This window comes from [Ruminococcus] lactaris ATCC 29176 (assembly GCF_025152405.1).
In the GTDB taxonomy this organism is placed as follows: domain Bacteria; phylum Bacillota; class Clostridia; order Lachnospirales; family Lachnospiraceae; genus Mediterraneibacter; species Mediterraneibacter lactaris.
Map to the genome: position 1 here is coordinate 1,466,791 of NZ_CP102292.1, position 13,218 is coordinate 1,480,008.

Genomic DNA, 13,218 nt, shown 5'->3' on the forward strand with positions numbered 1-13,218 from the left:
GGTGCTGCTTTCAAGTTTCTTTTGTCTTATTGTTCATCTTTCCACGCCCTTTCTTGCTGCTAACTCACAGTTAATTACGATTTCCTATAATGCGTAAAAATCGTCTTCGTTTATGTATTCCCGTAACTGGAATAGATCAGCCGTAAGAATACCCGTAGCTTCTGCTATATCTACTTCTTCGACTACTGCCGCCTGGCTCTTTTCTACTGCTTCCTGGATCTGTCTTTCTGCTTTCTTTGTGTCAGATTCTGACACCTTCTTAACCGTCTTCTTTATCGTATTTTTCAGCGTTTCCACTACTCCGAAGTACCCGGCTTCTAGCATAGCTTCCAGCAGTTCCATTAGTTCGTAGTCCCTAAGATACTCTTTGTGCTGTTTGTCCTGGCTTTCTACGTTAAATCCCCGGTTATCGAAGTACACCGTATACTCTTTTCCTTCATGCTTAAAGCCGTAGTTTCTCTTTCCTGGCTCATACCTTCTGCACTGCACAGATTTATCTACTGCATCAAAGTTTGTTTTTGCTTCAGCTATTTTAGACGAATCTCCGCCCGCTAGTGCATCATTATATTCTTGCACTGCCTTTGAATAATCACTCATCCACTTCGCAGCTGTCTGAACCACTCCATTAGTACCTTTATATTGTGTTGAATCAGCAGCTAATTCGGCAGCTTTTGCCTGTTCATACACCTCTTGATATTTATCCAGAATTTCATTCGCATCTTTCAGACCGCTTTCAGAATTGCTGAATATAGCATCCAGTACATATGCATAATCGCCACCAAGCTCATCTGATGCCTTACGTACATCAGTCATAAAATCATTCAGAGCAGCTTCTGCTTGTGAAGCATCTCCATTGAAGAAGATCATGTCATTGCTTGATGTGATTAGATCACCATATTTTTCTTGAGATGCTGCTAATGCTTTCTTGATTGCTTCTGACGCAGGGTCTACTGCCTCTTCAAAATATTCACCAAGGAAATAATTACGCTGCTTCTCCATTTCCTTTGTTGCTTTGTTGATGCCTTCTTGATTTTCATTCAGATATTTATTCGCATCTGATTGGCTTAAGTGTTCCATAAGACCAATCTGCTCGCGCAGAGATCCATTTACAAGGTCAATACCTTCAGCTTGACTTCCATATGCCTCAGTAAGCATTTCCTGAATTGATAGCAACTCAGATTTTGCTTGATATGCTTCAGATTCTGTTAGTGACCCAGATGCTAACTGATCACGCAATTCTACGACTCTGTTCTTATATTCTTCGATAGAATGATTAGATTCCTGCCATGCGTTTCCAGCTTCCTGAGCAGCTTGAACTTGTTCTTGAATATAGTTGTTGTATGCTTTCCATACAAGAAATGCGGCACCGATACCAGCAATCGCAAGTGTGAGAGGACTGATTGCACCAAGCATACCTTCAAATGCTAATTGAGCCGCAGCACCAGCATCCGCTAAAGATTTTATTCCACTGGCTGCCTTACCAACAGACAATAGACTTATCGGTGATTTCATGGTAAAATTGAATAAAATCAATAGGAGGTGTGGTTATGTCTTTAATAAAATGCCCTGAATGTGGCAAAGAAATTTCTGACAAATCAGTTCAGTGTATTCACTGCGGATACCCACTTAATAATAAAACTGATATTTCATAGGATGTTATTTATGCCGGATACGAGAGCAATACAGTAAAATATAAAAATCAGACTAAGCTCATAGGATGTATAAGACCACTTTTAAAGTTAGACTTAACATCATCAAAAAGGATTATTGACAATCCACCGTATACACTTTTTCGCTCAGTTTCAAAAGAACAGGCAGACTGGATATTCAATACGTTGAATCCATTTCAGTGTAAAATCATTCTACAAGAGACGTATAATGCAGTCATACCGAACGCAGAATTGGATTCTTATATTATGAATGGCGGCTCCACAATTATATGCCCGAACTGCGGTTCAAACCAGATTACAACTGGTCAGCACGGATTTTCATTTCTTACCGGATTTATCGGTAGCGGAAAGACTATCAATAGATGTGGTAAGTGTGGATGGAAATGGGAACCATAATTTGTGTCATCTTACCAACGCAGACACATGCGTACCATGATTATAGTGGAAGATAAGTTGCCACTACACGAGGACTATACATTAAAAGTCGCTACACTAGGCAGTAGCGGCTCAAAGGGTGGGTAGTCTCTGAAGATGAAGCTGTGAGTTTTCGTCCGGCTGATGTTATCCTATCTGTAGAAATATTTCTACTAGGTACTTAGACTTACTATCACCATATACCATCCAATCATTTGTTTCTGCCTTTCGCAACATTCACGCTTATTGTTTCCAATTACGTTGTAGTATGATTGGTTTAACCAGTTTCCCAGCAATTGGTCGGACACAACATAAAGGATATAACAGAATCAACTTACACGGTTCGAGACGTAGAATGGCTACGAACAGATTTGGAAAAGTTGGACCAAAAATGAGGGAATAGCAACAACGCTACTCCCTCTTTTAGTATACACTTTGTGGTATACACTTAATATACACATAGCATATAGATATGCCAGTTTTTATCAAGTTTCGTCAGTTCTCTGCAAGTCTAGAAATGCAATAAATACTGGGTTTCTTAGAACTTACCAGCCTTAGCAGCTTCCTCAACAGCTACTGCAACGGCTACAGTCATACCAACCATCGGGTTGTTACCAGCACCGATCAGACCCATCATCTCAACATGAGCCGGTACAGATGAAGATCCAGCGAACTGTGCATCAGAATGCATACGTCCCATTGTATCTGTCATACCGTAAGAAGCCGGTCCTGCTGCCATGTTGTCCGGGTGAAGTGTACGTCCTGTACCACCACCTGAAGCAACTGAGAAATATTTCTTTCCAGCTTCAAGACGCTCTTTCTTATATGTTCCTGCTACCGGGTGCTGGAATCTTGTCGGGTTTGTAGAGTTTCCTGTGATGGATACATCTACGTTCTCTTTCCACATGATCTTAACACCTTCTACTACGTCGTTAGCTCCGTAGCAGTTAACTTTTGCACGAAGTCCGTCAGAATAAGCCTTACGGAATACTTCTTTCAGCTCTCCTGTATGATAGTCAAGCTCTGTCTCAACATATGTAAATCCGTTGATACGTGCAATGATCTGAGCAGCGTCTTTTCCAAGACCGTTCAGGATAACACGAAGAGGTTTCTTACGAACCTTATTTGCTTTCTCTGCGATACCGATTGCACCCTCTGCTGCTGCGAATGACTCGTGTCCAGCCAGGAATGCGAAGCACTCTGTATCCTCTTCAAGAAGCATCTTTCCAAGGTTACCATGTCCAAGACCAACTTTTCTCTGATCTGCAACAGATCCCGGAATACAGAAAGACTGAAGTCCCTCTCCGATTGCTGCTGCTGCGTCTGCTGCCTTTGTACATCCCTTTTTGATTGCGATAGCTGCACCTACAGTGTAAGCCCATTTTGCGTTCTCAAAACAGATTGGCTGGATTCCCTCGATCATCTTGTAAACATCAAGACCGGCTGCTTTCGTTACTTCAGCAGCTTCTTCGATGGAGTTGATTCCATACTCAGCAAGTTTTGCAAGAATCTGTTTCTCTCTTCTTTCATATGATTCAAATAATGCCATTGAAATAGTCCTCCTTACTCTTTTCTCGGGTCAATGATCTTAACAGCATCGTCAACACGTCCATACTGTCCTTTTGCTTTTTCAAGAGCAACAGCAGGCTCGTCTCCGGCTTTGATGAAATCCATCATCTTGCCAAAGTTTACGAACTGATATCCGATGATCTCATCATCTTCATTCAGTGCGATTCCTGTTACATAACCATCTGTCATCTCAAGATAACGAGGTCCCTTTTTCAGTGTACCGTACATTGTACCAACCTGTGAACGAAGTCCTTTTCCAAGGTCTTCCAGTCCTGCTCCGATCGGAAGTCCGTCCTCTGAGAATGCACTCTGAGTTCTTCCGTAAACGATCTGAAGGAACAGTTCTCTCATAGCTGTATTGATCGCATCACAGACAAGGTCTGTATTCAGTGCTTCAAGAAGTGTTCTTCCCGGAAGGATCTCAGAAGCCATAGCTGCGGAATGAGTCATTCCTGAACATCCGATTGTCTCAACAAGTGCCTCCTGGATGATTCCGTCTTTTACGTTCAGTGTCAGCTTACAAGTACCCTGCTGTGGAGCACACCAGCCTACACCATGCGTAAGTCCGGAGATATCTTTGATTTCTTTTGCCTTTACCCATTTAGCTTCTTCTGGAATTGGAGCTGCGCCATGGTTTACGCCCTGGGCTACCGGACACATCATTTCTACTTCGTGTGAATAAATCATGTTAATACTCCTTTCAATATGTATGATTTTCTTCGTATACGGTACACTTTTTCGCACTAAAAAGGGCTCAGAGAACCCTTTCTTCCTATGCATGATACTCTTCCTGTTCACCGTGGCACACCTGTCTGCCCCGGATGCCTGTACCATAGAAAAAGGTGTGCCACCTGCCGCACACTTTTCTCATTGCACCATATGTATTTATTTTCGCACAATTTACCTCATTCGTCAATCATTACTTTGACAAGATTTTCACTAAGAAATGCCAGATTTTTTATAAATCTGACATTTTCCACCCTTACTCTTCTGTAAGCAATCTTTCTTTTAATATTTCAAGTGCCGTTTCTACTGTATGCAGCCGGTTTTCCATCCGGTTTCCCGTAAACCGGCATTCTTTCACTGTAGTCTTTCCATTCAGATAACAGCCGATATAAACCAGTCCCACCGGTTTTTCCGCTGTTCCGCCTCCCGGACCGGCAATCCCGGTGGCACTCAGTGCAGCTTCTGCTTTTGCTGCCCTTGCTGCCCCTTCTGCCATCTCCCGTGCAGTCTGTTCACTGACTGCTCCAAACTGCCCCAGAGTCTGATGTGAGACCCTCACCAGACGTTCTTTTGCCTCATTGGAATAAGTAACATATCCTTCATTCAGTACCTCCGATGCTCCGGCAACATTGACCAGAGTGCCTGCGATCATCCCACCGGTACAAGATTCTGCCGTCGTTATATGGAATCCTTTTTCTGCCAGAAGTTCAACCACAGTCTCTTCCAGCGTCTTTTCTCCTGCAGCCTGCTCCTTTAAATACCATTCCAGATACATCTGTTACATGCCTCCCTGCGTCAGAACCTGTCTGTTCGTCCATACATAATCAATCAGTGAAATGATCGTCAGGGCAAGAGCCAGCCAGATCAGGATCTGTCCGATCAGATCAAAAGCTCCTCCAAGATCCGCGATCAGTACAATGATCATCGCCATCTGAGATACGGTCTTAAATTTTCCCCAGTAATTTGCTGCGATCACAATTCCGTTGTCTGATGCAACCAGCCGGAATCCACTGATGATAAATTCTCTTGCAATGATAACAATCACGATCGCTGTCGGCAGCTTTCCTGAAGGGATCAGGCAGATCATTGCGGAGCATACCAGCAGCTTATCTGCCAGCGGATCCATAAATTTTCCAAAATTCGTCACAAGATTATACTTTCTTGCAATCTTTCCGTCCAGCATATCTGTCAGACTTGCAATCACAAAAATTGCCAGAGCAATCCACTTATTTGCCGCCCCTCCTACGTCCGTCAGCATAAAAAACACAAAAAATGGTACCATGATCACCCGTAATACTGTCAGCTTATTTGGTAAATTCATAATAACTCTCCTATCAAATCATAATCCAAAGCACCTGTTACTTTTACTCTTGCGAAATCACCTGAAAGTAACTCTTCATCTGTATTGATAAAAATCAATCCGTCAACATTCGGAGCGTCTCTGTAAGTTCTTCCGACATATGCATTTTCATCAGCAACTTTTCCTTCGATCATAACCAGAACCTCTCTTCCGATCATGTCTTCCGCCTTGTCAAATGCGATCTCCTGCTGCAGTTCCATGATCTCTGCCTGCCGGTCTTCTTTTACTTCTTCTTCGATCTGCTCCGGCATTCCTGCTGCCGGTGTATCCTCTTCCGGCGAATAAGTAAAGACTCCCAGACGGTCAAACTCCATCTCGTCCACAAACTGCATCAGTTCTTCATGCTGTTCTGCGGTTTCTCCCGGGAATCCTGTGATCAGTGTTGTACGCAGACAGATATCAGGAATCTCACTTCTCAGCTTTTCCACTATATGAACCAGTTCCTGCTTCGTAGTCCTTCTGCCCATCCGCTTCAGAATCGTATCATTCGCATGCTGGATCGGAAGATCAAGATAATGGCAGACTTTCGGTTCTTCCTTCATCACCTGGATCAGTTCATCTGTAATCTCTTCCGGATAACAGTATAAAATACGGATCCATCGGATTCCGCTGATATTACACAATTCTTTGACCAGCTTATGCAGTGACTTTTCTCCATAAAGATCCTTTCCATACAGCGTCGTCTCCTGTGCCACAAGGATCAGCTCTTTTACCCCCTGCTCTGCCAGTTCCCTGGCTTCATTCACAAGACGCTCCATCGGAACACTCCTATAATTTCCTCTTACTTTTGGAATAATACAATATGTGCAATGCTTGTCACATCCCTCTGCGATCTTCAGATAGGCAAAATGTCCTCCGGTTGTAACAAGACGCTTTGTCTCCGGCAGTGGCAGTGCATCAATATCCGAAAGGATCACTTCCTGATTTCCTTCAAGTGCTGCATCTACCGCATCCAGTATTTTATCATATGCCGTCGTTCCAAGTACTTCGTCTACTTCCGGTATTTCTTCCAGAATCTCATCTTTATAACGCTCTGCCATGCACCCCGTCACGATCAGTGCTTTTACTTTTCCTTCTTTTTTCAGTTCTGCCATCTCTAGGATATTCTGAATACTTTCTTCCTTGGCATCATGAATAAAGCAGCAGGTATTGATCACGATAATATCCGCTTCCTGCTCATCATCTGTCATCTCATATCCTTTGGATGCCAGTAATCCCAGCATAACCTCTGTATCAACCAGGTTTTTGTCGCATCCCAGAGAGATAAAAAGTATCTTCATATAAATCTGTAACCTCCATGATGTATCTATTTTTTATTTTCACATCTGCGTTCTGCGTAAAAAGAGCAGATACATTTTTCGCATCTGCCCCCGACCTTCTTACTCTTCTTCCTCCGCATTCTCAGCCATGATCTTTAATTTACCTTCATTCAGCTCTTCAATCGCTATTGAAAGTGGTTTATCTCCATTCTTAGCAGGAACTAATGGAAGCTCTCCGGCGATCAACTGTCTTGCTCTTTTGGATGTAGCCATTACGATAGAATAACGGCTGTTGACGATCTTGGATTCTCCCTCTTCAACGTCTTTGTTCACGACCTTCATCAGGTCTGTATAAGATGGATGCAGCATATTTATTTTTCTCCTTTCAAACTGTTCAGATCTTCTTTGATCTTTTCCATAAATCCTGTATTTCTGGTACTACGGTGATGCTCGCCACGGATAATCTGATGAACCTCCTCCACACAGGTGTCCAGATCATCATTCACGATCAGATAATCGTATTGATCCATTCCTTCTGCTTCTTCACAGGCACGATCCATTCTTGACTCGATCACATCCAGCGTCTCTGTTCCCCTTCCGACCAGACGGCTTCTCAGCTCTTGTGCTGTCGGCGGAGTGATGAATAAAAGCAACGTATCCGGGAAAGCCTTTTTTACTTTCAATGCCCCCTGAATCTCAATCTCCAGGATCACATCCTTTCCGGATTCCAACTGCCTTTCTACATAATCACGCGGAGTGCCGTAGTAATTTTCCACATATTTAGCATACTCTATCAGTTCGCTGTTGGCAATCATTTTTTCAAATTCCTCTTTTGAAATGAAAAAATACTCTTTCCCATCTGTCTCGCCTTCTCTTGGCTGCCTGGTGGTTGCCGAAATAGAAAGTGCATAATTCTCAGGATATTTTTTCATAAGAGCTTTCATCAGAGTTCCTTTCCCTGAACCCGAAAATCCTGATACAACGATCAATATACCTTTTTTGTCCATAATCCCGTTCCTCTTTTTCTCAAACTACTCTATATTCTGGATCTGCTCCCTGATCTTCTCAATCTCAGTCTTCAGTTCGATTGCTAGATTCGATACTTCCAGATCATTGGCTTTGGAAAGAATCGTATTCGCCTCACGGTTCATCTCCTGTGCAATAAAATCAAGTTTCCTTCCGATTCCTTCCTTTTCTTCCAAAGTCGACCTCATATGCTGAATGTGGCTTTTCAGTCTCACTACCTCTTCATCGGTACAGATCTTATCTGCAAATAAAATTACCTCTGCTGCGATCCTGCTTTCATCGATCTGCACATCTTCCAGAAGCTCTTTCACCTTTGCCTCCAGCTTTGCACGATACTCTGCAACGATCTGCGGAGAACGCTCTTCCACTTTTCCTACCTGACATTCAAGATAAGACAGTTTTTCAAGAAGATCCTTTTTCAGATTCTCGCCTTCTGCTGTCCTGGTTTCAACAAACTGACGGAATGCTCCCTCTAATGCTTCTTTCAGTCCATTCCACAATTTATCCTCATCCTCTGCCTGCTCTTCCATTGTAAAAACTTCAGGGAAACGTGCAAGTGAAGATACACGGATATCATTCTCCAGACCAAATTCTGTCTCCATCTGCTGAAGATACTTCAGATACTCTCCGGCAATTCCTGCATGATATCTGACAGAAACCTGGGACTGCGATGCATCTTCATAAGTAATAAAAATATCTACTTTCCCTCTGCTCGCATAAGATTTCAGCAGAGTACGGATCGATGTCTCAAAAAAATTCAGTTTCTTTGGCATACGGATATTTACATCCAGATAACGGTGGTTCACACTTTTCAGTTCCACGGTAAACTTTCTGTTCTCCTTCTGAACCTCGCATCTGCCAAAACCGGTCATGCTTTTGATCATAATTATTCATCCTCTGTAATTCTCATTTTTCCCATAAAAGAAACGGTTTAAACGTCTCGTTCAAATCCGTCTGCCTTCATGTCTATAATCTTATTTATTATACTCCTACTTTTCCTTATTGGTCAACAGGTCTTTTTTGAAGTTTTTCAGATTCTGTGCTATACTGATTTCAGACTTATAAGAAATGAGGAATCTGAAATGGCATTTGACGGAATCGTTGTCGCGAATCTCGCGTATGAATTAAAAGAAAAACTTATAAATGGAAGAATTTCCAAGATTGCACAGCCTGAGACAGATGAACTTCTTCTCACTGTGAAGTCAGCATCCGGGCAGTATCGTCTGCTGATTTCTGCCGATGCTTCTCTTCCGCTGCTTTATCTTACTGATACCAACAAGCCAAGTCCTATGACCGCACCTAATTTCTGCATGTTACTGCGAAAGCATATCAGTGGTGGCAGAATCGTCGACATTTATCAGCCGGGACTGGAACGGATCATTCACTTTAAGATTGAGCATCTGGACGAACTGGGTGATCTCTGCCGGAAGGAATTGATCATAGAGATCATGGGAAAGCACAGCAATATTATCTTTTGTTCAGAGGACGGAAAGATCATTGACAGTATCAAGCACGTTTCCGCACAGATGAGTTCTGTACGTGAGGTTCTTCCCGGACGGGATTATTTTGTACCAGACACGATGTCCAAGGCAGATCCTCTGACCGTGTCCTTTGAAGAATTTTCCTCACATCTGACCAGGAAACCGATGCCTGTGTCAAAAGCAATCTATACAAGCTTTACCGGGATCAGTCCGGTCACTGCAGAAGAGATCTGCTCTCTGGCAGAAATGGATTCCTCTATCGCCGCCAAAGAATATTCTGAGGATCTTCTGCTGCATCTTTACACGCAGTTTTCTATTTATCTGTCTGCTGTAAAGGAGCATACTTTCACACCGGTTATTTATTTTAACGGATCAGAGCCAAAGGAATTTGCAGCACTCCCTCTGTCCCATTTTTCCAATTATATGCCGAAGGAGTTTTCTTCGATTTCACAGGTCCTTGAGACCTATTATGCAACCAGGAACCAGCTTACCCGTATCCGCCAGAAATCCGCAGATCTGCGTCATGTCGTACAGACTGCACTGGAACGGAACCGTAAAAAATACGATCTCCAACTCCGCCAGTTAAAAGATACCGAAAGCCGGGATAAGTATAAGGTTTACGGGGAATTGATCAATACTTATGGATACAATGTTGCTCCCGGTGAAAAAAAACTGGAAGCTCTCAACTATTATACAAATGAAATAGTATCCATCCCGTTAGACCCCGTCAGGACACCGCAGGAAAATGCACAGCGGTATTTTGCAAAATACAATAAGCAGAAACGTACTTTTGAAGCACTGACGGTTCTTTGCAAAGAGACTGCCGAAGAGATCTCCTATCTCGAATCTGTACAGACTGCACTGGACATTGCCCTGACTGAGAATGATCTCGCTGAGATCAAAGAAGAACTGACCAATTCAGGATACATCCGCCGCAGATATACAAAAAAGAAAGTCAAAATAAAAAATAAACCGCTCCACTATATCTCCAGTGACGGTTTCCATATCTATGTCGGTAAAAATAATCTGCAGAATGACCAGCTCACTTTCCATTTTGCAGTTGGGAATGACTGGTGGTTCCATGCAAAGCAGGCTCCGGGTTCTCACGTCATCGTCCGAACCAATGGAGCTGAACTGCCTGATACTACTTTTGAAGAAGCAGCACGGCTTGCTGCTTATTATTCCAGTATGCGTGGTTCTGACAAAGTAGAGATCGACTATGTTGAGAAGAAACAGGTCAAAAAGCCTGGTGGAGGCAAGCCCGGATTTGTCGTATATTATACGAATTATTCTATGGTCATCGACAGCAACATCAGTCAGATCCGGCTATGTGCTGATTAAATTTTTCAACCGGTTCTATACCGAGATTCTCCGATCTACCATCTGAAGAAGAACATATCCTGGCATTTTTCTGCCATATAAAAACCACAGAACAAAATTCCCGGTCTTTCTCCGGGTTCTGTTCTGTGGTTTTATTCTCCCGCTGCTTCTTTTACTTCCTCAGGAACTTCAATGGCATCCACCTGATCAAAATCTGTAAACTTCAGATCGATCGAATAAAGATTCACTTTGCTTGTCTCTCCATAGGATTCATAGAGTTCATTCAGGACATCACTCATATCCACCAGGATCCTTGCCGGCAGCATCTCATCTTTATAAATTTCAAAAATCACCGGGATTTTCAACTCCCTGATTGCATCTTCATCCGGAAGTTCTACCAGGTGAAAAGCATTGACCATATCTTTTCCAAGAATGCCCATCAGCTCTGTTCCGGTCACATCCCCGTACATCTGATAACATTCTTTTCCATCTTCTTTCACAGTCTTCTTTGCAAGATGAAAAGATTCCATTGCTTTGCCTTCCTGCCTGAAAATATCACCGTCCACTCCAAGATGACTCTCGGAGCTGTCCCCTGTCGTTTCCTTCACCCAGCTATCATTGGTTCTGCTGTACGTTACCGCTTTTCCATCTTCCTGAACCTGATAGATCTCCAGGTCGGCTGAAACCTGTGCATTCTTGATCTTTACTTTGGCGGTTCCCTTTGCATATCCGGCAGGTGGCTGTGTCGTATTCTCAAGATCCAGTGCCATATTGACATTTCTTATGTCCAGCACATCTTCCATCTGGATCGCTACTTCAACATGATTTGCTGATGACGTGACGTTCTGCATATTTTCTTCCATGTCCGCCAGCAGCCTCTTCGGTGTCATCCTTCCGCTGCATCCTGCCAGCATCCCGGTCAGTACAAAGAGCAGCAGAATGGCTGCCACTTTGCACCTATATTCCTGTCTGCCTTCGCCTCTGTATTCCAGTCTGCCCTCATACCCGGTCTTATATCTGCACTCCCTTTTATATCTTTTGCTGGATACTGGTATTTTTTTGTCTGTCATACTCACTCCTGTCCGGACAGATAATCAATAAACTGCTGAGCTGTTCTTCCTGAAAGTCCTCCATGAGATAACTCCCATTTATTTGCTTCCAGAAGAAGTTCCTCTTCCGGCAGACTGATTCCATTTTTAATGGCGAGCGTCCTTACAATCTCCTGAAATGCTTTTTTATCCGGTGAACCGAAATAAATCGTTACTCCGAATCTTGCTACCAGTGACAGCTTTTCCTGTACCGTATCATTTGTATGCATGTCTTCATCCCGATCCTGCTTGTCTTTAAATGTCTCGCGAATCAGATGACGACGGTTGGAAGTCGCATAGATCAGTACATTTTCCGGCTTTTTTTCAAGGCCTCCCTCGATCACAGCTTTCAGATATTTATATTCAATCTCAAACTCCTCAAAAGAAAGGTCATCCATATAAATAATAAACTTGTAGTTTCTGTTCTTGATCTGAGCAATAACATCATTCAGATCCTGAAACTGATGCTTATACACTTCGATCATACGCAGTCCCTGATCATAATACTGGTTCAGGATTGCCTTAATTGAAGAGGACTTTCCTGTTCCCGCATCTCCGAACAAAAGACAGTTATTTGCTTTTTTCCCTTCCACAAATGCTTTTGTATTATCGATCAGCTTCTTTTTTGCATTTTCATATCCAACAAGATCATCCAGATGCACATGTGCAATATTCGTGATCGGCACGATCTGAACTTCTTCATGCTCCGGATGCTCCACCCGGAATGCCTTGTGCAGACCCAGTTTACCTACACCAAATTCTTTGTAGAACTGTGTCAGGATCACTTTAAACTCTTTTTCATCCTGTGCTGTACCAAGGTCGCAGCTCAAAGTGCAGATCCGATCCCGTATCCTGCGGTTAAAAACCTTCCCACCGACATTACATTTCTGATAATCTAGAATGACCTGCAGACATTCTGCATCCAGACTTTTTTCCATCGCACTGAAATCATAGTCAAATAATTCCTTAAATATTTTAAAATCATGCAATGCAATCTCATTGATACTTCCTTTTACTTCTCCCACAATCTCACAGGATGTGCTGTATGCATTCTCATCACTGGCAAGAAGAAAGGTAAGATAAGTATGCCAGAGATTTCCCTCAAATCCATGACTTACTGACAGTTCCAGCAGTTCATTGATACAATCAAATAACAATGCTCTTAAGTCTTCCCTGTTGTAATACTCACTTTCATAATGGTCGATCAGAAAGGTAATATCTTTCAGAATCTCACCATATTCCATGTTCTTATACAGCATCAGTTCATTTGTCCGCATTTTTATAACCTCTTTTCCAGCTTCCGTC

13 protein-coding genes are annotated in these 13,218 nt (G+C 42.8%); 2 read left to right on the forward strand and 11 right to left on the reverse strand.

Features of this window, described 5'->3' with window-relative positions; all coding sequences use genetic code 11:
* Nucleotides 1-84: 84 nt before the first annotated feature.
* The gene (locus NQ541_RS06930; RefSeq protein WP_005611815.1) at nucleotides 85-1,512 is read right to left on the reverse strand and encodes a hypothetical protein; all 1,428 of its coding nucleotides are present in this window, start codon (nucleotides 1,510-1,512) and stop codon (nucleotides 85-87) included.
* A gap of 35 nt (nucleotides 1,513-1,547) precedes the next feature.
* On the opposite strand from NQ541_RS06930, the gene NQ541_RS13150 reads away from it, so the two are divergent.
* Complete coding sequence (locus NQ541_RS13150; RefSeq protein WP_226968922.1) at nucleotides 1,548-1,652, forward strand: zinc-ribbon domain-containing protein; 105 nt, start codon at nucleotides 1,548-1,550, stop codon at nucleotides 1,650-1,652.
* Nucleotides 1,653-2,622: 970 nt separating this feature from the next.
* Here NQ541_RS13150 and NQ541_RS06940 read toward each other — a convergent pair.
* The 8 genes from NQ541_RS06940 to NQ541_RS06975 all read right to left on the reverse strand — a co-directional run bounded on the left by NQ541_RS06940 (nucleotide 2,623) and on the right by NQ541_RS06975 (nucleotide 8,908).
* A complete protein-coding gene (locus NQ541_RS06940) occupies nucleotides 2,623-3,633 on the reverse strand; it encodes a GGGtGRT protein (protein WP_005611813.1) in 1,011 nt (336 codons plus the stop codon).
* 14 nt (nucleotides 3,634-3,647) lie between these two features.
* Nucleotides 3,648-4,340 (reverse strand): iron-sulfur cluster assembly scaffold protein, encoded by a 693-nt coding sequence (locus tag NQ541_RS06945; RefSeq protein ID WP_023923083.1) that lies wholly within the window; start codon nucleotides 4,338-4,340, stop codon nucleotides 3,648-3,650.
* Between the two features lie 295 nt (nucleotides 4,341-4,635).
* Nucleotides 4,636-5,154 (reverse strand): CinA family protein, encoded by a 519-nt coding sequence (locus tag NQ541_RS06950; protein WP_005611807.1) that lies wholly within the window; start codon nucleotides 5,152-5,154, stop codon nucleotides 4,636-4,638.
* 3 nt (nucleotides 5,155-5,157) lie between these two features.
* Nucleotides 5,158-5,700 (reverse strand): CDP-diacylglycerol--glycerol-3-phosphate 3-phosphatidyltransferase, encoded by a 543-nt coding sequence (gene pgsA / locus NQ541_RS06955; protein ID WP_005611805.1) that lies wholly within the window; start codon nucleotides 5,698-5,700, stop codon nucleotides 5,158-5,160.
* A complete protein-coding gene (gene rimO, locus NQ541_RS06960) occupies nucleotides 5,697-7,019 on the reverse strand; it encodes a 30S ribosomal protein S12 methylthiotransferase RimO (RefSeq protein ID WP_005611803.1) in 1,323 nt (440 codons plus the stop codon). Before rimO ends, pgsA begins: the two co-directional genes overlap by 4 nt.
* A gap of 99 nt (nucleotides 7,020-7,118) precedes the next feature.
* The gene (rpoZ, locus tag NQ541_RS06965; RefSeq protein ID WP_005611801.1) at nucleotides 7,119-7,367 is read right to left on the reverse strand and encodes a DNA-directed RNA polymerase subunit omega; all 249 of its coding nucleotides are present in this window, start codon (nucleotides 7,365-7,367) and stop codon (nucleotides 7,119-7,121) included.
* Between the two features lie 2 nt (nucleotides 7,368-7,369).
* On the reverse strand, nucleotides 7,370-8,005 hold the full coding sequence (gene gmk / locus NQ541_RS06970) for a guanylate kinase (RefSeq protein WP_005611799.1): 636 nt from the start codon (nucleotides 8,003-8,005) through the stop codon (nucleotides 7,370-7,372).
* A gap of 24 nt (nucleotides 8,006-8,029) precedes the next feature.
* Nucleotides 8,030-8,908: a YicC/YloC family endoribonuclease gene (locus NQ541_RS06975; protein ID WP_005611797.1), complete on the reverse strand. Its 879-nt coding sequence runs from the start codon at nucleotides 8,906-8,908 to the stop codon at nucleotides 8,030-8,032.
* 198 nt (nucleotides 8,909-9,106) lie between these two features.
* Here NQ541_RS06975 and NQ541_RS06980 point away from each other — a divergent pair, with 198 nt between their 5' ends.
* A complete protein-coding gene (locus tag NQ541_RS06980) occupies nucleotides 9,107-10,846 on the forward strand; it encodes an Rqc2 family fibronectin-binding protein (protein ID WP_023923076.1) in 1,740 nt (579 codons plus the stop codon).
* A gap of 131 nt (nucleotides 10,847-10,977) precedes the next feature.
* Here the strand turns inward: NQ541_RS06980 and NQ541_RS06985 are convergent, their stop codons facing one another.
* Together NQ541_RS06985 and NQ541_RS06990 are read right to left on the reverse strand one after the other, a co-directional pair.
* Complete coding sequence (locus NQ541_RS06985) at nucleotides 10,978-11,895, reverse strand: DUF6612 family protein (RefSeq protein WP_005611794.1); 918 nt, start codon at nucleotides 11,893-11,895, stop codon at nucleotides 10,978-10,980.
* Nucleotides 11,896-11,897: 2 nt separating this feature from the next.
* Nucleotides 11,898-13,190 carry an ATP-binding protein gene (locus NQ541_RS06990; protein WP_005611792.1) on the reverse strand — a complete coding sequence of 431 codons (1,293 nt, stop codon included), beginning with the start codon at nucleotides 13,188-13,190 and terminating at the stop codon, nucleotides 11,898-11,900.
* Between the last annotated feature and the right edge of the window lie 28 nt (nucleotides 13,191-13,218).